General features: G+C 59.0%; 24 protein-coding genes. 14 read left to right on the forward strand and 10 right to left on the reverse strand.

All coding sequences use genetic code 11. The features are described 5' to 3' along the window. The first annotated feature begins 5 nt into the window (after positions 1–5). From RYA97_RS09415 to RYA97_RS09455, 9 genes are all read left to right on the forward strand, one after another. Entirely contained in the window at positions 6–440 is a 435-nt protein-coding gene (locus tag RYA97_RS09415) for a prepilin-type N-terminal cleavage/methylation domain-containing protein (protein WP_002553962.1), read from the forward strand. Continuing rightward, positions 440–811 carry a type II secretion system protein gene (locus tag RYA97_RS09420; protein ID WP_005745670.1) on the forward strand — a complete coding sequence of 124 codons (372 nt, stop codon included), beginning with the start codon at positions 440–442 and terminating at the stop codon, positions 809–811. Before RYA97_RS09415 ends, RYA97_RS09420 begins: the two co-directional genes overlap by 1 nt. Next, the gene (locus RYA97_RS09425; RefSeq protein ID WP_002553960.1) at positions 808–1,440 is read left to right on the forward strand and encodes a prepilin-type N-terminal cleavage/methylation domain-containing protein; all 633 of its coding nucleotides are present in this window, start codon (positions 808–810) and stop codon (positions 1,438–1,440) included. The genes RYA97_RS09420 and RYA97_RS09425 overlap by 4 nt, the downstream gene beginning before the upstream one ends. Beyond that, complete coding sequence (locus RYA97_RS09430) at positions 1,437–2,171, forward strand: general secretion pathway protein GspK (protein WP_004665668.1); 735 nt, start codon at positions 1,437–1,439, stop codon at positions 2,169–2,171. The genes RYA97_RS09425 and RYA97_RS09430 overlap by 4 nt, the downstream gene beginning before the upstream one ends. Continuing rightward, positions 2,168–3,250 carry a type II secretion system protein GspL gene (locus RYA97_RS09435; RefSeq protein WP_005780074.1) on the forward strand — a complete coding sequence of 361 codons (1,083 nt, stop codon included), beginning with the start codon at positions 2,168–2,170 and terminating at the stop codon, positions 3,248–3,250. The genes RYA97_RS09430 and RYA97_RS09435 overlap by 4 nt, the downstream gene beginning before the upstream one ends. Beyond that, on the forward strand, positions 3,225–3,836 hold the full coding sequence (gene gspM, locus RYA97_RS09440) for a type II secretion system protein GspM (protein WP_005745668.1): 612 nt from the start codon (positions 3,225–3,227) through the stop codon (positions 3,834–3,836). The genes RYA97_RS09435 and gspM overlap by 26 nt, the downstream gene beginning before the upstream one ends. Continuing rightward, a complete protein-coding gene (locus RYA97_RS09445) occupies positions 3,833–4,363 on the forward strand; it encodes a type II secretion system protein N (protein ID WP_002553956.1) in 531 nt (176 codons plus the stop codon). Before gspM ends, RYA97_RS09445 begins: the two co-directional genes overlap by 4 nt. Next, the gene (gspD, locus tag RYA97_RS09450) at positions 4,363–6,690 is read left to right on the forward strand and encodes a type II secretion system secretin GspD (RefSeq protein WP_005745666.1); all 2,328 of its coding nucleotides are present in this window, start codon (positions 4,363–4,365) and stop codon (positions 6,688–6,690) included. The genes RYA97_RS09445 and gspD overlap by 1 nt, the downstream gene beginning before the upstream one ends. Before the next feature lie 75 nt (positions 6,691–6,765). Then, a complete protein-coding gene (locus RYA97_RS09455; RefSeq protein ID WP_316892192.1) occupies positions 6,766–7,491 on the forward strand; it encodes an alpha/beta hydrolase in 726 nt (241 codons plus the stop codon). 51 nt (positions 7,492–7,542) lie between these two features. Here RYA97_RS09455 and RYA97_RS09460 read toward each other — a convergent pair whose 3' ends face one another. Both RYA97_RS09460 and RYA97_RS09465 read right to left on the reverse strand, forming a co-directional pair. Further along, on the reverse strand, positions 7,543–8,289 hold the full coding sequence (locus RYA97_RS09460) for a hypothetical protein (protein WP_005745663.1): 747 nt from the start codon (positions 8,287–8,289) through the stop codon (positions 7,543–7,545). A 227-nt stretch (positions 8,290–8,516) separates the two neighbouring features. After that, positions 8,517–9,713: an MFS transporter gene (locus RYA97_RS09465; RefSeq protein ID WP_016982206.1), complete on the reverse strand. Its 1,197-nt coding sequence runs from the start codon at positions 9,711–9,713 to the stop codon at positions 8,517–8,519. 247 nt (positions 9,714–9,960) lie between these two features. Between RYA97_RS09465 and RYA97_RS09470 the strand changes: the two genes are divergently transcribed. The 5 genes from RYA97_RS09470 (at position 9,961) to RYA97_RS09490 (ending at position 15,064) form a co-directional block, all read left to right on the forward strand. Next, the gene (locus tag RYA97_RS09470) at positions 9,961–11,319 is read left to right on the forward strand and encodes an AAA family ATPase (protein ID WP_005780080.1); all 1,359 of its coding nucleotides are present in this window, start codon (positions 9,961–9,963) and stop codon (positions 11,317–11,319) included. Further along, positions 11,306–11,956 (forward strand): hypothetical protein, encoded by a 651-nt coding sequence (locus tag RYA97_RS09475; protein ID WP_016982205.1) that lies wholly within the window; start codon positions 11,306–11,308, stop codon positions 11,954–11,956. The genes RYA97_RS09470 and RYA97_RS09475 overlap by 14 nt, the downstream gene beginning before the upstream one ends. A gap of 142 nt (positions 11,957–12,098) precedes the next feature. After that, complete coding sequence (locus tag RYA97_RS09480; RefSeq protein ID WP_005780084.1) at positions 12,099–12,830, forward strand: GntR family transcriptional regulator; 732 nt, start codon at positions 12,099–12,101, stop codon at positions 12,828–12,830. Positions 12,831–12,880: 50 nt separating this feature from the next. Beyond that, entirely contained in the window at positions 12,881–14,167 is a 1,287-nt protein-coding gene (locus RYA97_RS09485; protein ID WP_010199124.1) for an MFS transporter, read from the forward strand. A 51-nt stretch (positions 14,168–14,218) separates the two neighbouring features. Next, positions 14,219–15,064 carry an amidohydrolase family protein gene (locus RYA97_RS09490; protein WP_005780088.1) on the forward strand — a complete coding sequence of 282 codons (846 nt, stop codon included), beginning with the start codon at positions 14,219–14,221 and terminating at the stop codon, positions 15,062–15,064. Positions 15,065–15,068: 4 nt separating this feature from the next. Here the strand turns inward: RYA97_RS09490 and RYA97_RS09495 are convergent, their stop codons facing one another. From RYA97_RS09495 to pncA, 8 genes are all read right to left on the reverse strand, one after another. Further along, positions 15,069–18,107 carry an efflux RND transporter permease subunit gene (locus RYA97_RS09495; protein ID WP_117139415.1) on the reverse strand — a complete coding sequence of 1,013 codons (3,039 nt, stop codon included), beginning with the start codon at positions 18,105–18,107 and terminating at the stop codon, positions 15,069–15,071. After that, positions 18,104–19,195: an efflux RND transporter periplasmic adaptor subunit gene (locus RYA97_RS09500; RefSeq protein WP_016981053.1), complete on the reverse strand. Its 1,092-nt coding sequence runs from the start codon at positions 19,193–19,195 to the stop codon at positions 18,104–18,106. The genes RYA97_RS09495 and RYA97_RS09500 overlap by 4 nt, the downstream gene beginning before the upstream one ends. Next, positions 19,192–20,379 carry an efflux RND transporter periplasmic adaptor subunit gene (locus RYA97_RS09505; protein ID WP_039847474.1) on the reverse strand — a complete coding sequence of 396 codons (1,188 nt, stop codon included), beginning with the start codon at positions 20,377–20,379 and terminating at the stop codon, positions 19,192–19,194. Before RYA97_RS09505 ends, RYA97_RS09500 begins: the two co-directional genes overlap by 4 nt. A gap of 98 nt (positions 20,380–20,477) precedes the next feature. Then, positions 20,478–21,404: an alpha/beta fold hydrolase gene (locus tag RYA97_RS09510; protein WP_005731927.1), complete on the reverse strand. Its 927-nt coding sequence runs from the start codon at positions 21,402–21,404 to the stop codon at positions 20,478–20,480. Positions 21,405–21,835: 431 nt separating this feature from the next. Further along, complete coding sequence (locus RYA97_RS09515; protein WP_016981055.1) at positions 21,836–23,233, reverse strand: sensor histidine kinase; 1,398 nt, start codon at positions 23,231–23,233, stop codon at positions 21,836–21,838. Beyond that, complete coding sequence (locus tag RYA97_RS09520) at positions 23,211–23,894, reverse strand: response regulator transcription factor (RefSeq protein WP_004661386.1); 684 nt, start codon at positions 23,892–23,894, stop codon at positions 23,211–23,213. The genes RYA97_RS09515 and RYA97_RS09520 overlap by 23 nt, the downstream gene beginning before the upstream one ends. An 86-nt stretch (positions 23,895–23,980) precedes the next feature. Beyond that, positions 23,981–24,919, reverse strand: coding sequence for a formate/nitrite transporter family protein (locus tag RYA97_RS09525; protein ID WP_004665654.1), 939 nt, complete (start codon positions 24,917–24,919; stop codon positions 23,981–23,983). A gap of 140 nt (positions 24,920–25,059) precedes the next feature. After that, the gene (gene pncA / locus RYA97_RS09530; RefSeq protein ID WP_005780098.1) at positions 25,060–25,704 is read right to left on the reverse strand and encodes a bifunctional nicotinamidase/pyrazinamidase; all 645 of its coding nucleotides are present in this window, start codon (positions 25,702–25,704) and stop codon (positions 25,060–25,062) included. Positions 25,705–25,780 lie beyond the last annotated feature (76 nt).

Here is a 25,780-nt window from a genome sequence, read left to right on the forward strand (position 1 = left end):
TCAGCATGAGAACGCCTGTCGCAAGCCGGGGTTTTACCCTCATGGAAATGCTGGTAGTGCTGGTGTTGATGAGCATTGCCGTCGGTCTGGTGGGTTTCGGTCTGCAACAGGGTTTGAGTACCGCCAGTGAGCGACGCGCGGTCGGCGACATGGTCGAGGCGCTAAGGGCAACCAGAGTGCGCGCGATTGTTACCGGTCAGCCTGCGCGCACCGAGTTCAATCTGCGCAAGGCGACTTTCAAGGCGCCCGGCAAGCGTGAGGTGCACTGGCCTGAAAATCTGCATGTGACCATGCAGACCGCGTCGGATCTCGGCTCGTCCGTGGAGTTCTACCCGGATGGCGGTTCCAGTGGCGGCAACGTGGTTGTCGCCGACGGCGACCGGCGCTGGCGTATTGATATTGGCTGGCTGACCGGTAGCGTTCAGGTACGGTCGCTTTAATGAAAACATCGCAGTCGGGGTTCACCCTGCTGGAGATGCTTGCTGCATTGACCGTCATGGCAGTGTGCAGCGGCGTTCTACTGGTTGCATTCGGGCAGAGCGCCCGCTCCCTGCAACAGGTGTCGCGCAGTGACCGGATCAGCCATGCAGCACGCACGATTATGGATCAGGAAAGCGCTGGCCTACTGGAAAACGGTACGCGTCAGGGAACACTCGCAGGCATCGACTGGACCCTGGATATCCGTCAACTGTCGGGTGCCAATGGTGAGGCACGGATGTTTCGCCTCGACCTGATGCTCAGCGAGCACCAGCGCAAAGCGCAGTTCAGTACGCTTAAACTGCGCGGCGCTGTCAGCGGGGCCGGATCATGACCCGTACCCAACGTGGTTTCACGCTGCTGGAAGTACTGTTGGTGATCAGTCTGTTGGGCGTGCTGCTGGTGTTGGTTGCGGGGGCGCTGCTGGGTGCCAACCGTGCGGTGCTCAAGGCCGAACGTTACACCGTGAACCTGGACGAAGTCCGCGCCGCGCAGGCGTTTCTGCGTAGCTCGATTGGTCAGGCCCTGCCGCTGGATACGTCTGCCGAAGACGACGTCAACAGCGGTTTTTTTGAAGGCTCGGCGCAGCAGTTGCGCTTTGTCGCCACGTTGCCCGGTGAGCTGGGCGGTGGCATACAGGTGCACAGCCTGGAACTTGGAGGGCCGCAAGGCCATCGGTCTTTGCAAGTGTCTTTTGCTCAGGTCCAGTCTGGTGCAAACGGCATTGCCCTGAAACCGTGGGGTGAGCCTCAGGTGTTGTTGCAAAACGTCGAGTCACTGACGTTCAGTTATCGCGGGCTGACTCCCAAGGGCAAGCCGACAGGCTGGATGGCCGAATGGCCCTGGCCGAATCGTTTGCCCGGTGCTGTAAGGATCGACCTGAAGACCAGCGGGGCGGTGAAGTGGGTTCCTGAAGTAGTCGCTTTGCGTCTGGACCTGTCCGGTGGGGCGGGCGGCGAATGAATATAGCCAGTCGACAGCAGCGTGGTGTTGCGCTGCTGGTGGTGCTTTGGGTGCTCGCGCTGTTGAGCCTGCTGCTCGGCGGGCTGGCTGGGTGGGTGCAACTGGAAAGCCGGCAGGCACTCTGGTTGCGCCAGAACACTCAGGCACTGATGGCCGCCGAAGCTGGCATGAATATGGCTGTGCAGGGTTTGCTTGATCCTGCGCAGCGCAAACGCTGGATTGCCGATGGGCGTCTGGTGTCGTTGCGGATGGATGATACGCAATTGCTCGTCAGCATCAGGAGCGAGCGCGGCAAGCTGGACCTCAACAGCGCGCCGGTGGCGGATATATCGCGGCTGTTGCAGGCCTGCGGCGCAGCTAAGAATCAGGCCAGCGGTATTGCCCAGGTGCTGGAAGAGCAGCGCAACGGCGGTCAGTCACCGTTGCGGGTGGTTGAGGAAGTACGCCAGTTGCCGGGCATGAGTCAGGCGCTTTATGCCCGGCTGCTGCCGGAAATAACATTATGGAGCGGCCTGGATCGGCCCGACCCGGCATTCGCTTCGGCGTTGCTGCGACGGGCCTTGAACCTGCCGAACCAGAGCGCGGTCGGGGCCGATCCAGGTGAAGTGCTGGCCATCGACAGCCGCGCAGAACGACCGGGCGGTGTGACTGCCCTGTTACAAACCACTGTTTTATTGAGCCCATCGGAGGGAGGCGCACAGCCCTACAGGGTGTTGCGTTGGCAAGAATGAATTCATCAGTTTCTGCACGTCTGGCGCCTGTCTACGCGTTACGCGAACAGGTCGCCCGGCAGTGGCGTGGCAGTCCGGCGCAACACGGTTGGCAATGGTGGGTCGCGGAGCTTCGCGCCTGCCTGCCGCCGCGTGTGCGTCGCTGGCTGGGCCGCGAGACCCTGGAGCAGGCGCACTTCTGGCCGCTGGTCGAGCCGCTGCCCGATGCATCGCCTCAGGCACGACGCGTGTTGTTGCTGCCAGCGTCGGCGGTGCTGGTGCAGCCCCTGCAACTGCCAGCTGCCGCGGCGCGCAATCTGTCGACTGTCGTCGGTTACGAGCTGGACCGCTTCACCCCGTTCGACGCTGGCCAGTTGTATTTTGTGGCCCGTCAGGACAGTCGCAGCGCCAGCTTTGTGCAGGTCACACTGGTGGCGATATTGCGCGAGCGGCTGGACGCGATACTCAGTGAGTGCGCCGAGCGCGGTTTGCGTCCCGATGCGGTAGATGTCGTCACTGACATGGGGACTGCCGGGCAGCGCATGGGCATCGATCTGTTGCCGATGCCACTGCGCCCGCAGCAATCGCACTCCGGTCATCGTTTGCAGCGCTGGCTGCTCTGGCTGTGTGCCGGTTTGCTGCTGAGCGCCATGCTGTTGTGGCTGAATGACCGGCAGAGTCTGCTCGATGACATGCAGGCCAGTGTCCAGGCGCAGAAGGCCCAGGTGGGTGAGATTCAACAGCTGCGTCAACAGTTGACCAACACGCTGGGCGCAGCCAATTACCTGATCCGCCGCAAGGCTGCGCAACCGCCGCTGTCGGCGCTGCTCAGTGAATTGACCGCTTGCCTGCCTTCGGACACCTGGATCGAGCATCTGGAAATCAGTGACAGCGCCGAAGTTGCGTTTTCCGGGCAAAGCGCCAAGGCCAGTGCCCTGATCGGCCGCGTCAAGGATTGTCACAGTCTGGACAACGCGCAGTTTCAGGGCGTGATCCAGCCCGACACCAAGACCGGCAAGGATCAGTATTCACTGCGTGCCCATTTGCACCAGAACCAGCATCAGGAGAACGCCGATGCGCCGTCCACTGACAAGCCGTGAGCGGCGGGGCGCGGCCCTGATGATTCTTGCCTTGGTGCTGTGCCTGGCTTATTGGCTGTTGATCGACAGTTGGTTCGCCGGACCCTTGCGCGACATCAGCGAGCAGACCGACCAGTTGCGCGAACAGCAGCAGCGTTACGCCGGCCTTCTGCAGCAGGGCGACTCATTGCGTGAGCAATTGGAACAGGCCCGTCGTGACCCGGCCAGCAGCACCAGCTTGTTGCCGGGCGAAGACCCGAGCGCTGTGGCGGCGGATCTGATGCAGCGTATTGCCGACCTGATCAGCAGTCAGGCCAGCACCGGCGGCGGCTGCGAGCTGACCCAACGCATGCCGATCACGCCAGAGCAGGACAGCGCCGAGCCGTATCGGCAGGTCAAGGTCAGCCTGACCCTGAACTGCGCCATCGAACCACTGACGGCCATTCTGCATGCGCTGGAGTACCAGCGCCCGTTTCTGTTCATTGACGAGATGAGTATGCGTCGTGATGCCAATGCTCCGGCCAGCGGTGCCGCCGGCAAACTGGTGGTGCACCTGCTGGTGCGCGGCTACCTGCAACCGGCCAGCGCCGGGGAGGGTGAGCAATGATCGGTTCCTTACGCCCGCTGGAGTGGTCGCTACTGGCTCTGGCCGCGCTGCTGGCGGGGCTGATCGCCCTGATTTTCAGTGGCGCTGCACACTCGCCCGACTGGCTGCCGGAGCAGGCACCGCGCAACCCGATCGATCAGAAGGCGCAGACCCACAATGCGCCGTCGGCGACGCTGGACAGCCTGGCCAATACCTGGAAAACCCCGCTGTTCAGTCCTGACCGCAGCCCGGATGTGGCGGTTCGCAAAGCCGACGCGCAGGCCACTAGCCTGGCCGGCCTGACCCTGACCGGGGTGATCATGGACGGCTCGCTGCGTGTCGCACTGATCAAACAAGCCAGCGGTCCAGCGTTGAAGATCCGTCAGGGCGATCGCCTGCCCAACGGCTGGACGCTGGACCGTCTGGAGCCTACCCAGGCCACCTTTCAACTCGATGGCCGTACGCAAATGCTACGCCTGCCCGCGTTGCGTCTGCCGCCGCCGTCGAGTACACCGCCGATTACCTTAACCAACGATTCCACCCTGTGATGGGTACCTTTTCTGGAGTTTCTGCCATCGCTACCTTGCGCACACCCTTGCTTTGCCTGGCTACCGCCGTCGCCCTAGGCGGCTGCGCGTCAAAGCCCGACACTCTCGATCCCGACAATGGCATGCTGCAGGAAGCGCTCCAGGGAACCGGTTCACAACGCCCGCCGGTAGACCCGCGCAGCGAACGACCGCCAGTCGAGCCACCTTCACAGCAACCGGCGAGCTCGCCGCAGCGCCAGATCATCAAGGGCAACCAGCGTTTCATCCGCCAGCCCGCTGCTGCTCCGGCGGCGCGTCCGGCCGAAACCGGTGACATCGTCTTCAATTTCACCAATCAGCCGATTCAGGCGGTGATCAACAGCATCATGGGTGATCTGCTGCACGAGAATTACAGCATTGCCCAAGGTGTAAAGGGCGATGTCAGCTTCTCGACCTCCAAGCCGGTCAACAAGCAGCAAGCGTTGTCGATTCTTGAAACGTTGCTGTCCTGGACCGACAACGCCATGATCAAACAGGGCAATCGCTATGTGATCCTGCCCTCGAATCAGGCCGTTGCCGGCAAGCTGGTGCCGGAAATGCCGGTGGCGCAACCGTCGGCGGGCATGTCGGCGCGGTTGTTTCCGTTGCGTTATATCTCGGCGACCGAAATGCAGAAGCTGCTCAAGCCGTTCGCCCGGGAAAACGCGTTCCTGCTGGTTGATCCGGCGCGCAATGTACTGAGCCTGGCGGGTACGCCCGAAGAGCTGTCCAACTATCAGGACACCATCGACACGTTCGATGTGGACTGGCTCAAGGGCATGTCGGTCGGCGTATTCGGTCTGCAACGTGCCTCGGTCGGTGAACTGATGCCTGAGTTGCAGAAAATGTTCGGTCCGGAGAGCGGCATGCCGCTGGCGGGCATGGTGCGTTTCCTGCCGATCGAGCGGACCAATTCGGTGGTGGCGATTTCCTCGCAGCCTGAATACCTGCGCGAAGTCGGCGAGTGGATTCATACCATCGATGAAGGCGGCGGTAACGAGCCGCAGATGTACGTGTACGACGTGCGCAACATGAAAGCTACCGATCTGGCCAAATACCTGCGGCAGATCTACGGGTCGGGTGCCATCAAGGAAGACTCGGCAGCCAAGGTCGCGCCGGGGCTGCGCACCACCACCTTGTCATCGCTCAACTCCAATGGCGGCAGCGGTGTTGGCGGCATGAGCAGTTCCAACGGGCTGGGCAGCAACGGCGGTGGCATGAGTAATGGCGGCGGCTTTGGCAACAGCCAGGGCATGAACAACAGCCAGAACAGTGGCGACAGTGAATCCGAGAGCGACGATCAGAGCGGCGGTGAATCGGATTCGGCCAGCCAGGAAGGTGGAGGCGCGAACGGCAACAGCAAGTCGCTGGACGCCAGCACGCGCATCACTGCGCAGAAGAGCAGCAACCAGTTGCTGGTACGCACCCGTCCGGCGCAGTGGAAGGAAATCGAGTCGGCGATCAAGCGCCTCGACAATCCGCCGCTACAAGTACAAATCGAGACGCGCATTCTGGAAGTCTCGCTGACTGGCGAGCTGGACATGGGCGTGCAGTGGTATCTGGGACGCTTGGCGGGCAACTCGGGTACAACCGGCAACGTTACCAACACTGCGGGCAGTCAGGGTGCGATTGGTACCGGCGGGGCTGCGCTTGCTTCTACTGACGCGTTCTTCTACTCCTTTGTCAGCAACAACTTGCAGGTCGCCTTACGTGCGCTGGAAACCAATGGTCGAACCCAGGTCCTGTCGGCACCATCGCTGGTGGTGATGAACAACCAGCAGGCGCAGATTCAGGTCGGCGACAACATCCCGATCAGCCAGACTTCGATCAACACTAACACCTCCACCAACACCACATTGAGCAGCGTCGAATATGTGCAGACCGGTGTGATTCTCGACGTCGTGCCGCGCATCAATCCGGGCGGACTGGTGTACATGGACATTCAGCAGCAGGTCAGTAGCGCCGACACCAATTCCACTAACAACGACGCCAACGGTAATCCGCGTATTTCCACACGCTCGGTCGCTACGCAGGTGGCCGCGCAGAGTGGCCAGACCGTGCTGCTGGGCGGTTTGATCAAGCAGGATAACGCCGAGACGGTCAACGCTGTGCCGTATCTGGGACGCATTCCGGGCTTGAGGTGGCTGTTCGGCAGTACCAGTAAGTCCAAGGGCCGTACCGAGCTGATCGTGCTGATCACGCCGCGAGTCATCACCAGCAGTAGCCAGGCACGTCAGGTGACGGATGACTACCGTCAGCAGATGCAGTTGATCAAGCCGGAAGTTTCGCGGACCAGCATGCAGAACTGAGGCTGTGTCAGTTTCTGCTTCCGAGCCCACTCACGACGCTGCTTGCTGGCAGCGTCAAACAGAGGTCATGAACCGATGCTGAAATTTTTCACTGCCTTGCTGTTTGCCGTTGCCGGCATGGCGCAGGCGCAGGCGCAGGACATCCTGCACACTGATCTGCCGCTGGATTACCTGGCACAGGTCAACGTCGAAACCCCGAACCGGCCGCTGGTGATCTTCATTCATGGCTACGGCAGTAATGCGGCTGACTTGTTCGGGCTCAAGGAACATCTTCCGGCCGATTACAACTACCTGTCGGTGCAGGCTCCAGTGGAGTTGCGCGCTGATAGTTACAAGTGGTTCACCCAGAAACCAGGCGTGCCTGACTACGATGGTGTGACCGAAGACCTCAAGAGCAGCGGCAAGCAGTTGAGCGCATTCATCACCCAGGCCACCGGCAAGTTCCACACGCAGCCGGGCAAGGTGTTTCTGGTCGGGTTCAGCCAGGGCGCGATGATGAGCTACGAAGTCGCCCTGCGTCAGCCCAAGCTGGTAGGGGGGGTTGCGGCGTTGAGCGGGAGGTTGTTGCCAGTGGTGCAGTCCGAGCTAAAAGCCTCTGATGACCTCAAGCGCCTGAACGTCTTCATCGGTCACGGGGTACAGGATCGCCAGGTGGCCTACGCCAGCGGCCCGCAAGCCGAAGCCACGCTGAAGTCGCTTGGCCTGTCACCGCAATTTCATGGGTATGAAGGGCTGGGGCACAGCATCAACGAAGCCGAAGTCATTGACCTGGCTAACTGGCTGCAGCAGTCAGTCCGGTAGCGAATACGTGCGTCGTCATACTCAAGACGACGCACCCTCTATGTTTGCTAACTAATTGACCTTGACCTCGTTGAACTTGAGCACGTTGTCCTTGTTCTCGCGATCACGGAAGGTCAGCTTCAAAGCAGGTGACTGCTTGACCCGGCCCTTGGCCGCTTCAAAGATCAGCGTCACGCGGGTAGGGACGTTACGGATCAACTGGAAGCTGTCCCAGCGGTCGTATTTCGCATCGCCGACACGCAGTTGCGAAAGGCCCAGAGCGCCGCCTGTTTCTTCGAACAGGCTGATCGGGTTCAGAAAACGGAAGTCGCGGTCTGTACTTTTGTTGGTCAGCTCCAGCATGCAGGTAGGCGACTGGCCATTCTGATCACAACCCAGCAACTCCATACTCACGTTGTCGACCGTCTCGGAGCGTTTGCCGAACAGGTTGGCGCTTTCATTCTCGGTGAACAGTGTTTGACCGCGGGCGAAATCGACCGAAGGTTTAGCGTATTCGCCGCCCAGTTTGAAGAACACCGCGCAGAGAAACAGTGACAGCGCCAGCCACACGCCGAGCTTGAGCGGCGATGGAAGCTTTCTGGCCATGATTGCGATGTACAGCCCGCTTATCACCATACCGGTGCCGACGATAATGACCAGTGTCTTCCAGTTGATGAAGTCAATGCTGAGGCCAAGAACGGCCGGGTCCGGGAAAAGGTAGGTGAAGATGCTCCAGATAGCCCCGATCATGCCGCTGATGCCGAGCGATATCCTGGCGAAAATCGCGGAAATTTTGCTTGTTCGTGGTGCTGCGTCCATTGCTGTTTTGCCTTGTTCGGGTTGCGCAAGTGCGTACCGATGCGCTTGAAAAGCAGTATCGGCGGATTCGGGGCCTTGGGATGAGGCGTCTGTACAATCCGTGTTCAATCGCGCAGATCCAGAGGTGCCGGATACGCGAGCCTTGAGGTGCGAGAGAGAGCCAGAAGGGCGATGAGCCATGCCATCGCCGCGGCATTATCCTGCAAATCAGTTACAAAGTGCAGCGTTTACGCATTCTGTCTGGATCGATCCCTGAGCAGCGCCAGCAAGGCAGTCAACGGCAGCACCGTGCCTGCGATCAGCACCCAGGTCCAGCCGCCATGATCAAACAACGGGCTGGCCACCGCCGAGCCAATCGCGCCGCCGATGAAAATGCTGGTCATGTACAGGGCGTTGAGCCGGCTGCGGCTGGCGGCATCCAGTGCATAGACGGTGCGCTGGCCCAACACCATGCTGGTCTGCACGCAGAAATCCAGCACCACGCCCGTTACCGCAAGGCCTATCACGCTGTAGGCAGGATGAATAAGGCCCGGAAGAAAGCTCAGTGCACCGAACAGAAGTGCGCCCAAAGACGCGATGCGGGTGTAACCGGCGTCTGCCAGGCGGCCGCTGATGGGTGCCGCAATGGCACCGATTGCGCCGATCAGGGCAAAGATCGCGATCTGGCTTTGCGACAGCCCGTGATTGCGTGACAGCTCCAGGGGTACGGCGGTCCAGAACAGACTGAAGGTCGCGAACATACATGCCTGATAAAAAGCCCGCTGGCGCAGCACCGGCTGGGTGCGCAAAAGCGTCCAGAGCGAGAACAGCAACTGGCCGTAGGATGCACGATGATCCGGAACGCGTTTGGGCATGGTGGTTGCCAGCACCACACTGATACCGATCATCACCACGGCCGCTGCCCCGAACACTGCGCGCCAGCCGAAATGGTCGGCCACCAGACTGGCAATCGGCCGCGCCAGCAGAATCCCCAGCAACAGCCCGCCCATGATTCCGCCCACCACTCTGCCGCGGGATTCTTCCGGTGCCAGATGCGCCGCCAGCGGGATCAGCATCTGCACCGACACCGAACTGAAACCCACCAGCAGCGACACCAGCAGAAACAGATTCGGCTGCTCGGCAAACGCAGCGCCCAGCAGGCTGAGCACCGCAACCGCAGTGGTGATCAGCATCAGCCTGCGGTTCTCCAGCAAATCCCCCAGTGGCACCAGAAAGAACAAGCCCAGCGCATAACCGATCTGCGTTAACGAAACGATCAGACTCGCCGCCGTACTCGACAGCCCGATGTCCGGGGCAATCAGCTCGATGATCGGCTGCGCATAGTAGATGTTGGCGACAATCGCGCCGCAGCAGAAGGCAAACAGCATGACCATGGCCGGGGTCATGCTCACGGCTTTGTGCGCCGCGTGGGACGAGTGGGGCATGAAGATTCTCGCTTGAGCGTATACCTGACAGGCACGCGAGGCGCATCTGTCAGGCGGGTTTTTGACTGATGGCAAGCAGGCTAACGGTTTTGTCGGGGATTAAGTAGGTGCGGCGAGTTGATACAGGATATTTCCAGGAATGATGATTTGATGTAAGTCGTTTTATGGCGAGGTCTTCACGGAGCGTGCAGGAGTGCCATAATGCCGACCGTCAGTGTGTTCTGGATCAATCCCCTCAGAGACCTTCATGGAAATCAAAAGCTTCAGGCTCGTTAATGTGGGGCGTTTCAGCGATCTTGAAGTCGCTCTGGCGCCTACCGAAAGATATGCGTCGAAGGTGACCGTGCTGGTCGGCAATAATGGAGCGGGGAAGACTACGCTGCTCAAGTCTGTCGCTACATCGTTGAGCTGGTTGGTGGCGAGAGTCAGGACGCCGAAAGGTGCTGGCAGTCGTATCGATGAGGGTATGGTTCAGAACGGCACCGCTACCTCCTCGATTACCATTCGGATAGAGGATGTGTTGATTTCGGATGACGAGATCAATCCACTTGAATCTGAATGGGCAATTACCGCTACTCGGAAAGGCCGAAACGCCACCTCATCCACAGTATTAAGCGAGCTCAACAGACTTGCTGATGGCTATCGCTCAAAGTTGACTGAAAAAAGTGATACGTCTCTTCCTCTTCTGGCTTTCTACCCCGTCGAGCGCTCTGTCATCGAGATACCGCTCAAAGTCCACGCCAGACATACCTTTGATCAACTCGACGGCTACGACAACGCCTTGGGGCGTGGCGTGGATTTTCGCCGCTTTTTCGAGTGGTTTCGGGAGCGCGAAGACAGCGAGAATGAAACGGGTATCTCGACAGAGTTGCTGAATGAGCTGTCTCAAAAGATCTTGATTGATACAGAACTCTGGAAAGTGCTGACCAGGGAGCATGCCTCTTCACGTGACCGCCAGCTGACTGCGGTCAGAACTGCGGTTGAGGCGTTCATGCCAGGTTTCACAAAACTGCGTGTCAAGCGTAAGCCGCGCTTGCACATGGCTATTGATAAAGAAGGCAAGACGCTAAACGTATCCCAGCTGTCCCAAGGCGAAAAATCGATGATGGCGCTCGTCGGCGACATCGCCAGACGCCTCGCCATGATGAACCCGGCGCTGGAAAACCCATTACACGGCAATGGCATCGTCCTGATCGACGAAGTTGATCTGCACCTGCACCCCAAATGGCAACGCAGTCTCATCGCACAACTCACTACAACGTTCCCCAATTGCCAGTTCCTCCTGACCACGCATTCGCCGTTGGTCATCAGCGACAGCAAGGATGTGCTGGTGTACGTCATGGACAATGGCGAGTTACATGAGCAGGACAGTCTTTATGGCCTTGATGCCAATCAGGTGCTGTCGAGTGTCATGGACACTGATATTCGAAATGAGGAGATTCAAACAGTTCTGGATAAACTGCAGCACTTTTTGATGAGAGGAGAGCTCGATGAGGCTCGGACGCTCTACGCAGGGTTGACTGACGAACTACCTGCAAATCACATCGAACTAGCGAAAGCTTCGCTGCTGATTCGTAAGCTGGAAGTGCGCCGTGAGAAAGATTGAAAAGGGAAGTCTCGCGGTGCTGGAAAAATGGAAGCGCGCGAACAAGGGAAAGAAATACGGCGACCTGGTGGGGCATGAAGATATAAAGGATGCCATTCGCCACGCCTGTGTCACTGAGCAGCATGGCTTGTGCGCCTATTGCTGCTGCAGGATCACCGCAGAGAAAGGCAGTGCCTGCAATGAACATGTTGAAGCGCAGCATCTAGCACCGCATCGCACTTTGGATTTCGGCAATATTGTCGCGAGCTGCACTAACGCCAAGCGGTGTGACAAGGCTCATGGCCGTCAGCTTTTGCCGCTTACGCCGCTGATGATCGAATGTGAAAAAGAGTTGCAGTTTGAGCTTTCGGGCCTGGTGGCAGGCACCACGCTTCGGGCGTGCGCAAGTATCAACGTGCTCAATTTAGGCGATACCCATGAGTCGAACCGGGGTCTTGTGGGAGAGCGCAAGCAGATGATTGATGCGCTGCTGTTTTCTTGCAGCATTGACCCTGCTGAGCTGTTTATTGAGGAAGATGATGTTCTCGATCTGTTAAAAAATGACCTGCTTGAGGTAGATGCTCAGCAGTTTCTTCAGCCCTTTTCTCCGGTTTTGGTGAATGTAATTATCGGCATCCAACGCGCTCGTCAGCGTTGACCAAGGCTATTTCCGCACCACCAAGAAACCTTTTGAATTCATATCCTTGATCTGACGTCCTGACTATCGGCCCTTGACGCCCAACGGCGACGTGCCAATAATCCGCTCAAATATTCATATATATGACTGGATAACTACAACAATGAACAAGCTCTCCAGCGACGAACGCCTTCCGCTTTATCAACGCCTGCGCGACAGTCTGGCCGAACAGATTGCCAATAATCGTTGGCGTCCGGGTGAAGCCATTCCTACTGAAGCGGCGCTGTCCGCTGAGTATTGCCTGTCCACCGGCACCGTGCGCAAGGCTATTGATCTGCTGGTCAGCGACAACGTTCTGGAGCGCCAGCAGGGGCGTGGCACGTTTATTCGGCGTGCCAGGTTTCAGTCGTCGCTGTTTCGTTTTTTCCGTTTTCAGACCGAAGCGGGCGAGCGCCGTGTACCGGAAAGCCGGATTTTATCAATAGAGCCTGTGGCTGCGCCTTCAGCGGTCAGTCAGGCGCTGGGTCTGGTGGCCAATGCGCCGGTCATTCGGATGATCCGGCTGCGCTTGCTGGATGGTCAGCCGGTGCTGGCTGAAGAAATCTGGCTGCCTCGGATCCGCTTCCAGGCGTTGCTGGATCTGGATCTCGATACTCAGGGGCCGTTGCTTTATCCGATCTATGAAGAGGCTTGCGGTCAGGTTGTGGCTTATGCGCAAGAGAGCCTGACGGCTGAAGCGGTCAACGAGGTGTACGGCCGGTTGCTGCAGGTTTCGGCCGGCAGCGCGGTAGTGGTCATTGAACGACTGGCGCGTAATTACGCCGGTGAACCTCTGGAGTGGCGACGTTCACGAGGGCACGCCAGCCATTTCCGCTACAGCGTGGAAATTCGCTGAGCGCACTGCAATCACCCCGACTCATTCGACGCTCATAAGGATAGGAAGCCATGTTCAACTGGTATCGCGAAGTCACTCCCAAGGAGCGCAAGACCTTCTGGGCCTGTTTCGGCGGCTGGTCGCTGGACGCTCTGGAAGTGCAGATGTTCGGTCTGGCCATCCCTGCCTTGATTGCCGCCTTTGCCCTGACCAAAGGCGACGCAGGGTTTATCAGCGCCGTGACGTTGGTGACGTCGGCACTGGGTGGCTGGGTCGGCGGAACGTTGTCGGATCGCTATGGCCGGGTTCGCACGTTGCAATGGATGATCCTGTGGTTTTCCTTCTTCACCTTTCTGTCTGCCTTCGTGGCCGGCTTCAATCAGTTATTGATCATCAAAGCGCTGCAGGGCTTTGGCATTGGCGGTGAGTGGGCGGCAGGCGCGGTGTTGATGGCCGAAACGATCCAGTCGCGCTACCGCGGCAAGGTCATGGCAACGGTGCAAAGCGCCTGGGCTGTCGGCTGGGGGCTGTCGGTGGTGTTGTTTACCCTGATCTATTCGTTTGTGCCGGAGGATATTGCCTGGCGGGTAATGTTTTTCGTTGGCCTGCTGCCGGCACTGATGATTATCTGGGTGCGCCGCAACGTCGAGGAGCCGGACAGCTTCCAGCGCATGCAGAAAAACGCTGCGCCGAAGGGTAATTTCTTCAAGTCGATGGCCGGAATCTTTCGCCCCGAATTATTGCGCGTCACTTTGCTTGGCGGCTTGCTGGGCCTTGGTGCGCACGGCGGGTATCACGCGGTCATGACGTGGCTGCCCACCTTTCTGAAGACCGAACGTAACCTGTCAGTGCTGAGCTCCGGCGGCTATCTGGCGGTCATTATCGTTGCATTCTGGTGCGGTTGCGTATGCAGCGGTCTGTTGATCGACCGCATTGGCCGACGCAAGAACATCATGCTGTTCGCGCTGTGCTGCGTGGTCACGGTGCAGTGCTATCTGATGCTGCCGTTGAGCAACACGCAAATGCTGTTTCTTGGCTTTCCACTGGGGTTCTTCGCCGCTGGCATTCCGGCCAGCCTGGGTTCGTTTTTCAACGAGTTGTACCCGGCAGACGTACGTGGGGCAGGGGTTGGCTTCTGCTACAACTTCGGGCGCGTATTGTCGGCGGTGTTCCCGTTTCTGGTGGGCCATATGAGCGAATCGATGTCGCTGGGCACTGCCATCGGCATCGATGCCGGTATTGCCTATGGCGTGGCGATGGTGGCTGCTTTCTGCCTGCCGGAAACCCGTGGACGCAATCTTGATGCCACGCTGATTGCTGCCGACCCGCTGGATAAGGGCGCAGCGCAGCAGGCTTGAATATCCTTTCACCCGCGGTGTTACGGCACTGCGTTGACTACAGATGAACTCATGACCGACCCCTGTACCACGCCAATCCTGGGCATTGATGCCCATGCTCATGTCTTCAGCAAGGATTTGAGTCTGACGTCAGGACGACGTTACAGCCCGGACTACGATGCCACTGTGCAAGCGTATCTGGCCCACCTGCACGAACATGGTTTGAGTCATGGCGTGCTGGTGCAGCCCAGTTTTCTGGGCACCGATAACCGATTTCTGTTCGACGCTCTGGCGCAGGCCCCTGATCGGTTGCGCGGTGTGGCGGTGGTTGATACCGATATCAGCCGTGGTGCCTTGCAGCGTATGGCGGGGCTGGGCATTGTCGGTATTCGCCTGAACCTCATCGGCAGGGCATTGCCTGACTTCACCGCACCTGAATGGAAGTCGTTGTTCAAGAACGTCTGGACCCTTGGTTGGCATGTTGAACTGCACCGTGAGGTTGCGGACTTGCCGGGGCTGATCCGGCAGTTGCTGCCATTCGGTTGCAAGATTGTGATCGACCATTTTGGTCGACCCGATGCGCGCCTTGGTATTGATGACCCGGCGTTCCAGGCATTGCTGGAATTGGGCCTGAGCGGGCAGCTGTGGATGAAAGTCTCGGCAATTTATCGACTGGACGGCACTGCCGAGCAAAATGCGGCGTTTGCCCACGCTGCATTGCCTCTGCTGCTGCAAAGCTTTGGTCCGCGCCGGTTGGTATGGGGCAGCGACTGGCCACACACCCAGCATGAGCAAGAGGTCAGTTACGCCAGTGTGGTCGAGCAGTTCCGGGCGCTTGAGTGCCCGGAACCGCTCAAAAACATGTTGCTGGTCGAGGCTCCTCAGGCGCTGTTCGATTTTCTGCCAATCGAAATCTGACCCGCTAAGCCGCAGGCGGCCTGATCCTGTAGCTCACCACATACAGCGCAGGCAGAAAAAACAACGTCAGCAAGGTGGCGATGGCGATACCGCCGATCATGGCGATCGCCATCGGGCCCCAGAACACCTCGCGGGCAATCGGGATCATGCCCAGGCTTGCGGCTGCTGCGGTCAGCAGAATCGGCCGGCAGCGATGTTCGGTGGCCTTGACCACCGATGTCCAGGCACTCTCACCGGCAGCGATGAACTCGTCGATCTGTGTGACCAGAATCACCGAATTGCGAATAATGATGCCGATCAGCGCCAGCACGCCAAGAATCGCGACGAAGCCCAGCGGATAGCCGAATATCAATAACGCTGCGACCACGCCAATCAGGCCGAGCGGCACCACGCTGACCACTAGCAGAAGTTTTTTGACACTGTGCAGCTGGATCATCAAAAAGCTCACCACCAGCAGCAACATCAGTGGCACGACCTTCAATATGGGCCCTTGCGAGCGGGCGCTGGCCTCGACCGCACCACCAGTAGCCAGCGAATAGCGTAGTGGCAGGCTGGCGCTGAAGGCGTCGACTTCCGGTTTCAATTGCCTGACCAGCGCGGCCGGTTGCAGTTTTCCGAGCACGCTGGCTTTAAGGGTGATGGTCGCCAGCCGGTCGCGACGCCAGACCAGCGGCTGTTCCTGCTCGTAGCTGAGCGTGGCGAACGCCAGCAGCGGCACGCTCGCACCGTTGGGTGTCGGGATCTGCAGGTTGCCGAGGCTTTGTACCGAGTTGCGCTCATCGTTTTCTGCGCGCGCGACCATGTCGATCAGGTAGGTACTGTCGCGCACCTGAGTGATGGTCGTTCCGCTGACCATACTGTTGAGGATTTGCGCCACGTCTTCCGAAGACAGGCCGAATTGACGCACCTTGTCCTGCGCGATATCAATCTTCAGCACTTTGCCCGGCTCGTTCCAGTCATAGATGACCTGGCCGATGTTTGGGTTGGCGTCGAGGATGGCCGCCAGTGCCATCGCCTGGCTGCGCACTTGTTCGATGTCCGGGCCGCTGACCCGGTATTGCACCGGCCAGCCCACTGGCGGCCCCATGTTCAGTGGCTGGACGTAGCCGCCCACCCCGACATAATCGTCACGAAAGCGCTGGCGCAGACGCTCGATCAGGCGATCACGCGCTGCGCCGCCCTGGCTGACGATCACCAGTTGCCCATAAAAGGGATTGCTCAGTTGCTGGTCCAGTGGCAGGTAGAAACGCACCGCTCCTTTGCCTACATAGGAACTCCAGCGCAGCACATCGGGATCGTTCTTGAGCGTGGCCTCAAAGCGATCCATGGTCTGGCGTGTGCCTTCGATGGAGCCGTTTTGCGGCATATAGATATCCACCAGAATTTCTGGGCGGTCGGAGTCCGGAAAGAACTGGTTCTGCAGCATTCTGGTGGCAAACAGTGAGCCGATGAACATCAGTAACGTGATGCCGATCACCCACCAGCGGTGCTCCAGGGTTTTGACCAGCAGGCCGCTGAAACCGCGCATCCAGCGCCCCGGCGCGGCATGCGGCGCCGACGCCTTGAGAATGTGCACGCCAATCAGTGGCGCAAACAGCACCGCCACCAGCCAGGACAGCAACAGCGCCACTGCGATGACTGCGAACATGGTGAACACGTATTCGCCCGCTGAACTGGAATTCAGGCCGATGGGCACGAAACCGGCAACCGTCACCAGCGTGCCGGTCAGCATCGGGAAGGCCGTCGAGGTATAGGCGAAGGTCGCGGCCTGTGGCAACGAATCGCCGCTTTCCAGGCGGGTCACCATCATTTCGACGGTAATCATTGCGTCGTCCACCAACAGCCCCAAGGCGATGATCAGCGCACCCAGCGAGATGCGCTGCATGGTGATGCCGCTGTACTCCATGAACACAAAGACCAGCGCGAGCACCAGTGGGATCGAACAGGCCACCACCAGACCTGCGCGAATGCCGAGGCTGATGAAGCTCACGACCAACACAATCAGGATTGCTTCAAAGAGTGCATGGGTGAAGCCGCCGATGGCTTTTTCAACCACGTCGGCCTGGCTGGACACCAGATGCACGTCGATGCCCAACGGTAGCTCGGTGGTCAGCTGGTCGATGCGCTGCTGCAACTGCGTACCGAATGCCTGAATGTTGCCGCCTTGCTTCATGGCCACCGCAAGCCCGATGGCCGGTTGGCCGTTGAAACGGAACAGCGAGGAGGGCGGGTCAGCGTAGCGGCGTTCGATAGTCGCCAGATCGCTGAGGCGAAAGAACCGCTCGCCGAAGCGCAGATTGACGGCCTCAAGGTCCTCTTCACTGCTGAATTGACCGCTGGCGCGTACCGCAATGCGTTCCGGGCCTGACTCAATCACCCCGGCGGGCGTTACCGAGTTTTGCGCTTGCAGGCTTTGCAGCACCTGGCGCTGATCGATGCCCAACGCCGCGAGCTTGCGGATCGAAAAATTCAGATAAATGACTTCGCGCTGGGCACCGAGCAGCTCGATCTTGCCCAGGTTGGGCACGCTGCGGATATCGGCGCGCACCTGTTCGACGTAATCGCGCAACTGGCGGAACGACAGGCCGTCAGCGGTGAACGCATAAATACTGCCGAACACATCACCAAACTCGTCGTTGAATGCAGGGCCCTGAATGCCGCTGGGCAATTCGCTGCGTACATCGCTGATCTTCTTGCGTACCTGATACCACGCTGCCGGGATGTCGGCGCTACGGGTCTCGCTTTTGAGGAAGACAAAAAGCGTCGATTCGCCGGCCAGCGTGTAGCTTTTCACGTAATCCAGCGCGTCGATTTCTTCGAGCTTCTTCTCCAGCCGGTCGGTGACCTGTTGCAAGGTGTCGGGCAACGTAGCACCCGGCCAACGCGCCTGAATGACCATGGTCTTGATGGCAAAGGAAGGGTCTTCCTCGCGGCCCAGATTCAGAAACGACCAACTGCCCATCAGCAGTGAAACGAACATCATGTACCAGACCAGCGTGCGATGCCTGAGCCCCCAGGCCGACAGATTGAAACGCTCCCTCACAAACTGACCTCTCGCTGCATGCGTATTTTCTGTCCGGACTGCATGCCGTTAACGCCGGCAGTCACCACTTTTTCGCCCTCGTGCAGCTCGCCGCTGATCCGTACCTTCGAGCCCGTGCGCGTCAGTACCTGCACCGTGCGCGCAACGAGTGTCGAGGTCGATGGGTCGATGACCCATACCTGAGACAGGCCGTCGCGCTCCACAACGGCGCTACCGGGCAGCTCGTGAAACGGCGGTGCGTCGCCGCTGATTTCGACCGTGACCGTCGAGCCCGGACGAAAGCTGTCGGGCATGTGCTGCAAGGCCAGACGGACACGTTGAGTGCGGGTTTCGGCGTTGATTTGCGGTGCAAGCTGGCGGACTTTTGCGGCCACTGAGACTTGCTCATCGAGTTGCAAAATCACCCTGATGCGCTGATTGTCATCCAGTGCCCCCAGCGGCAAATCGACCACCGCTTCGCGGCTTTCCGGACGCGCAAGGCTGACCACTGCCTGACCGGTCGCGATGACCTGACCGACTTCGGCTTGCCATTCGGTGATCAGGCCGTCGAATTCGGCTGACAGGCGCGTGTAGGACACATGGTCAGTAGCTTGTTGCAGCGCAATGCTGGCCTGACTGCGAAGTGCGTCCTGAGTGCGCACTTCACTGTTCAACTGGTCCAGACGCGCCCGCGAGCCGATACCGCGCTCGTAGAGTTGCTGGTAACGCGTTTGCTCATCGCGCGCCTGCTGCCAGGCAGACCGGGCTCTGCCGAGTTCTGCCTGGCGGGCACGCAAACGATGTTGCTGATCGCCTGGCTCCAGCGTGGCGAGCAGATCGCCTTTGCGCACTCGGTCACCGACCTCTGCGTGCCGGGTTGCCAGTCGTCCGGCCACACGAAAACCCAGTGCCACCTCGTATTGCGGCTGGATGACTCCGGCGAAGCGTGCATAAGAGGCGCTGCGCTGATCGGCAATTTCGGTGAACAGCACGGGCCGCTCGACCGCTTCGCGAAGCGGTTTGTCGCGGCAGCCCGGCAGCGTCATGATCAGCAAACAGAGCAGCCAGCAAGCATGTGTCGGTCGTGGTTCTGCAGGTGTGCTGCTCATTGCCCTGGTGCCGATGACGCCAACGAGACGGCCACCTCGACTGGCACTCGCTCGGCGACCTCGACCCGTTGCCCCGGGTAGAGAAACTGCAGCCCTCGGGAAACCACCCTATCCCCCTCGGACAGCCCCTCGGAAACGATCACCTGGCCCTGTTCATAGCGCAGCACGTTGACCCGCGTCAGCTTGACCCTTGCCTGAGCGTCCACCTGCCAGACTGCCGGTTGACCCTTGGAGCGGCTCAGCGCTGACCAGGGCAGAGCGTACGCCCGTTGTGATCGAACCCGCAGGCGGGCGCTGACCACTGAGCCGAGTGCAGGTGCAACGGCGACGTCCGGCAGCGCAACGCGCACTCGCAATGTGCCGTTAGCGGCGGAAACGATGGGCATGATTTCCCTGATGATGCCGGTCAACTGAAGGCCCTGTTCAGCGATAGGGCTAATGATCACCGTAGCGCCTGTCTGATCGGAGCGCAGCAGCGATTCATACACGGAAAATACGGCCTCGCGTTCGCCATCGTGAGCGACACTGAACACCGGTGCGGCGGCCTGGACCACCTGACCTTCTTCGGCATGCCGTGCAGTGATGACGCCATCTGCTACTGCGAGCAGTTCGGTGTAACCGACTTGATCACGTGCATTGGCCTGTTGAGCTTGCAGCGCTGCCAATTCAGCTCGCGCACTCTCAAGGCCGGAGCGTGCCTTCTGGTATTCACTGAGGTTGGTATAGCCCTTGGGCAGCAGTAACTGCTGACGCAGGTAATTTTGTTCGGCGAGGTATAAGCGCGACTGTCGCATGGCCACTTCGGCATTGGCCGACGCCAGCTCGTTCTTCTGTTCTTGCGGGTCCAGCCTGGCAAGCACTTGCCCGGCACGCACGCGGTTCCCGACATCCACGTAGCGTTTGATCAGCTTGCCCGACACGCGAAACGCTTGCTCGGTTACTTTGCGCGCCTGGATATCGCCTGTCAGCGTCACACTGCTTGAGACGTCCACCAAGGCAACTGGCTGTACCTCGACTCGCACCAGCGCCTTTTCTGCAGGTTTCCCTGCGGAACAAGCGCTGAGCGAGAGCAGTGAAATGAACCCCAGCACCAGGCCGGGCTGAACAGGTATAAGGTGCGATAGCCGGACATTTCCGGTAGCACGGCAGTACCAACGCAAGCGCGTTGCAAAGGGAAAAGTCATCAACGAATAGCACTGCCCGATCAAAGAAACCAACACCGGTGAACCACTGCGTCACGCCGGAAAAGCTGCACGGCTTCCCGGGCGCAGGCGAGCGTATTTCAGGCCATCGCGGTGACGCTTGGCCACACCTGTTGAGTGGCTTCGGTGCCCAGGAAAGTCAGTGCGGTGCGTTGCGAGTGGTGCCACGCCGCCTTGCTCTCCAGATCCAGAAAGTGCCCGGTGTCCGGAACGACGTTGAAACTGCTTTTGGCGATGTAGTTGGAAAACATCCGCGCATCTTCAACGGTGGTGTACTCATCTTTTTCACCGTTGATGAACAGCACCGGAATCTTGATCGAGGAAAAACGCTCGACGTAGTTAGTGGCGCTTAGTTTGCGAATCTGGCTGATGTGAAAGTCGATCTGGCGATATTCGTGTTCGGCAAGGCTGATCAGGTGCTTGTAGTTATAAAGTTTGAACAGGCGCGGCAGGTACTTGCCCACGGTGTCATTGAGCAGTGAGCCGATCTTGCGCTTCTCGCGGGCGGCCAGATAGATCTGGGCGTTATCGATGTAATCGAGCATGGCCTCGTTGAGGACCGGCGAGAACGAGCTGATGATCGCCTTTTCCACGGATGGCGGGCACTCGGAAAGGGCCAGCAGGGCCGATACACCGCCCCAGGATACCGACAGCAGGTGGTTCACCTGATAAAGGTCGATCAACTGCAGCAGGATGTTTACTTCATCTTCCTTGCTGACAATCATGTCGTCCGGGTTGTGGGCTCGGGACTGCCCCGAAAACGGCAGGTCGAATAGTACAAGGTTGTAGTGCGGTTGCAGGTACTTGACGGTCTGCCCGAAAGAGCCGGTGGTCGATAACGCACCGTTGACCAGCAAGATGGTCTTGGCCTCGCTGCCTTTCCAGTAAGTCTCGGTGTAAACCTTATACTGACCTACGCTTAAAATCTTTGATTGTGCGCCCATAACAGCCTCCCAGCCGATGTTGATCCAACTAATTAGTACAGCGTTCTCTGCTTTGGCAGCCATGTCAAAGCCTCGCCTTGTTAGTGGCGAAATCCGGTGAGTTATTATTTTGGGTGCAGCCAAGCGGTGCAGCAGGAACCTTGTTTGCCCGGTTATAGATAGCGCAGTGCCAGCGAAGCGACAAGACGCTGACGTCATAAAAATGTCTATTCGTTCACATTTTGCCTGGAAGGCGAAGAACCGCCATCTGCTCGATGGGGTGATTTATTCGGGGAAAACCGTCATATAAAGCCAGAAAAGCGCATTTATTGAGTGGAACTTGTGAGCGCTGAAACGGTCAAGCTACAGCGTTTTTTGAAATATATTGTTACAAATTAGCGCTTGGCAGGCTGCGCCAGATAACTATCGAAAGCTCTGGAACCACTGACCCAGACGCTTCAAGCTCGTCAAAAAGCAGGCACGTAGTGTTTTGCGCAGGGGATCGCGATTGAATCTCAGGCCAGAGTGTTTACGGTGCGACATTCCAGCAACAAGCTTGCGCCGCCGTATTCGCTGATGCCTATTTGCAGCGTAAAACCATGCAGATTGACGATAGCGGCGACTACGGAGAGACCGAGCCCGAAGCCGCTCTGTTCAGTGCCGGTTTCGCTGCGATAGAAGCGCTGGAAGACGGCTGCGCGCTCGGCGACGGGGATGCCGGGCCCAGAGTCCTGTACTTCAATGCACGGCGTGATGCCGTCGCTGGAGGGGTAGGCGCTGATTTTTACAATCCCGCCGGAAGGGGTGAACTTGATTGCATTTCCCAGCAGGTTGGTCAGCGCTTCAAACAGCAGCGCTCGGTCGCCTACCAGCGTGGGTAATGTGTCGTGCAGGTCCAGCAGCAGGGTGATCTGGTCTTCTTCGGCCAGTGGCAGGTAGAAATCATGCAGTTCCTGCAGCAGTGGTTGCAGCTCCAGCTCAACGAACGCCGAACGTCGCTGGCGGTCTTCCAGTTCCGAAATGCGCAGCAGCCCGCGGAAACGCGCCATCAGCGTGTCTGCCTCACTGATGACCTGGGCAATCTGGGTGGAATGGGGCGAATCGTGTGCTGATTGCTGCTGAATGCGATAAAGCTGGGCGCGCAGCCGGGTCAGTGGCGTGCGCAGGTCATGGGCGATATTGTCGCAGACGCCCTTGACCTCGTTCATGAGCTTTTCGATACGGTCGAGCATGGCGTTGACGATCACCGCCAGCATGTCCAGCTCATCACGTCTGTTCGAGACCGGCAGTCGGCCAGCCATGTCGCCGGCGATGATTGATTCGGCGCTGGCCTGAATGGCGCGTATGCGGCGCAACGGGCGGCGGCGCAGCAAATGCCAGCCGGCGACCCCGGGAATAATGGTCAGTGAGATGCCCCACAGCAAGGCGTGCAGGATCAGAGTGCTGACGGCAAGCAACGAGCCATTCTCGCGCACCAGTACCAGCCAGCGCCCGTCGGACGTTCGGTTGACTATCGCATCACAGCTGCCTTGCGGCAGGCCCGGGTCATCCGATTCGATGCAGTCGCTCAGTACATGGATCTGGCCGTCGATGGGCAGATTTTTCGGCACACGGGTGATGGGGCCTGCCACGGGACGAAAGTTTCGGTCGAACAGGCCATAGGCGTCCACTGCGCGCGTATCGAAGGTCATGCTGGTGGCCAGAGCATCAACCAGGGCCTGGCCTTCAAAGCGCGAAAACAGCTGCTGGCGGTGAGTGAGTGACTGGCGGGCGAGGTTGTCCAGGTAGGAGTTGACCTCCCAGTAGAGGACGCCCAGCAGCATCACGCTCCAGGCGACAAACAGGGAACTGTATAGCGCCAGTAATCGGCTTGTTGAAGATCGCCAGCCCTTAGACGGGTTCGGCAATAACATAACCTGAACCTCGCACGGTCTGGATCAGCTGTGCGGTGCCAGGTTGGTCTATCTTCTTGCGCAGGCGGCCAATGTGCACGTCGATCAGGTTGGTGCCCGGATCAAAGTGATAGCCCCAGACTTCCTGGAAAATCATCATGCGGGTGATGATCTGGCCGCTGTTACGCATCAGGAATTCCAGCAGCTTGAACTCGGTGGGCAGCAGGGTCAGCGGCTCACCGCCACGGCAGGCTTCGCGGCTGATCAGGTTCAGTTCCAGATCAGCGACCTGTAGCACTGTCTTGCCCGCGCTGACCGGGTTGCTGCGGCGCAGGAGCACTTCGACACGCGCCGCCATTTCGTCGGAAGCAAACGGTTTGGGCAGATAATCATCCCCACCTGCACGCAGCCCGCGCACCCGCTCGTCCACGTCGGAAAGGGCGCTGATCATCAAGATTGGCGTGGAGATACCCTGGGCGCGCAGATGGGTGACGATGGTCAGACCATCCATCTCCGGAAGCATGCGGTCCAGAGTAATCAAGTCATAGTCGCCGCTCACTGCACGTGCAAGACCGTCACGGCCGTTGTCCACCCAGTCCACTTCCAGTCCGTGGTTGCTGAGTTCGGTCACGATTTCCTTTGCTGTGATGGCATCATCTTCGATTGCCAGAATTCGGGTCATGGTCCCTGCCTGAATAAGTGCGTTCAAAAACTCATTCTGCCTTTAAAAGCCACTGCGCTTCCTGAAAGAAAGTTTAATGATAGGGATCATATGTCATTCTGCATGCTGATATCGGCGTCCTTGAGCTTTTGCTGCTGCTTTTCCCGGCGGCTTTTTTCTGCCTTGTCCTGACGATCGCGTTCCAGTTTGGCGGTCGTGTCTTTTTCGCTGCGGATCTGTGCATGGCTGATCAAGGCAAAGATAAAGCTGCCACCAATGATATTGCCTGCCAATGTAGGACCGGCAAAGGTAAACCAGAAATCCTTCCAGCCCAGCTCTCCGGCAAATACCAGATAGGACACTTCGGCCGAACCCACGACAATGTGCGTGAAGTCCCCGAGCGCCATCAGGTAAGTGATCAGAATGATGATGGCGATCTTGGCATTTTCCATGGATGCAATCATCCAGACCATGGTTGCGATCATCCAGCCGGACACGATGCCCTTGGAAAACATCTGACTGACGTCGTTTTCCATGACCTTGTGGCCAATCTCCAGAAATGCCTTATCTGTACTGGTGTCGAAAATCGGCAGGTTGAGCATGACATACGCCACCAGCAGCGTTCCTGCGAGGTTGCCCGCCAATACCACCCCCCATAGCCGAAACAATCGACCGATGTTGGCCAGGTTCAACTTGCTCATGACCGGCAGAACGGCGGTAATAGTGTTTTCAGTGAACAATTGCTGGCGCGCCAGGATGACCGCGAGAAACCCGGCCGAATAGCCAAGGCTGCTGATGACGTGACTGCCGGGTATGCCTTCCAGCCGCGACTTGAACAGCCCCATCGCCATCAACGACAGGCCCATCGTCAGCCCGGCCGCGAGCGCCGACCACCACAGGGCGGCAACACTGCGCTCCAGTTCGTGATCGCCCTGAATACGGATGGTTTCGTGCAGCACCGCCGCGCGGGGCGGCTGGTTCTCATCAATCTCGCGCTCTTCCTCGGCTGACAGGCCGGGGGTCTTGCCGTCTACTTCGTGATCCATACAACATCCTCAGCGCCAGTGATGAAAGGGACCGGCACGGGCATTGCCGGTCCGATGGTTCAGACAGGCGCCGCGCGCGGTCGTTCGCTAACAGCGGGGCGTATCAACGATTGTTTGCGCCGGTTGCAGGGTGCGCCCGTCTAGCCCAGCAGATCTGAGCTTTGCACGCGTTCTACACCCATGCTCAGGAGGGTCTTCCAGGCATTCTCCAGCGAGCCGTTCGTGTCGATGGCGCGACAGCCATCTTCGATGACATACGTATTGAAACCGGCACTGCGTGCATCCTGAGCAGACCAGGCGACGCAGAAATCCAGCGCCAGACCGACCACGAATACCGTGTCGATGCCGCGCTCTTTCAGATACCCGGCCAGTCCTGTGCTGGTCGTACGGTCTGCCTCCAGAAATGCCGAATAGCTGTCGATATGCGTATTGCAGCCCTTGCGCAGGATCAGTTGTGCGTGAGGCAGGTCAAGATCAGCGTGCAACTGCGCTCCGTGGCTGCCTTGCACGCAATGGTCAGGCCACAGGGTTTGTGGGCCGTAGGGCAGGGTGATGCTCTCGAACGGCAGGCGCTGAGCGTGGCTTGAAGCAAACGAAATATGCCCGGCAGGATGCCAGTCCTGTGTAATGATCACTCGGGCAAAACGCGCGCCCAGACGATTGATCAACGGCAGCAACGCGTCGCCGTCAGCCACCGCCAGTTGTCCGCCGGGCATGAAGTCGTACTGCATGTCGATCACCAGCAAAGCACAACGCGGGTCGGCGGGCTTGTTGGAAAGAGGCATTGTCGGTTCTCTTGTCAGGTGCGATGAGCGCCAGTTTGCCTGTTTGTCCCCACGGTTGCGAAGTGTGATGCGCAGC

It is taken from the genome of Pseudomonas syringae group sp. 26L6 (genome assembly GCF_032587815.1).
Lineage (GTDB): Bacteria > Pseudomonadota > Gammaproteobacteria > Pseudomonadales > Pseudomonadaceae > Aquipseudomonas > Aquipseudomonas amygdali.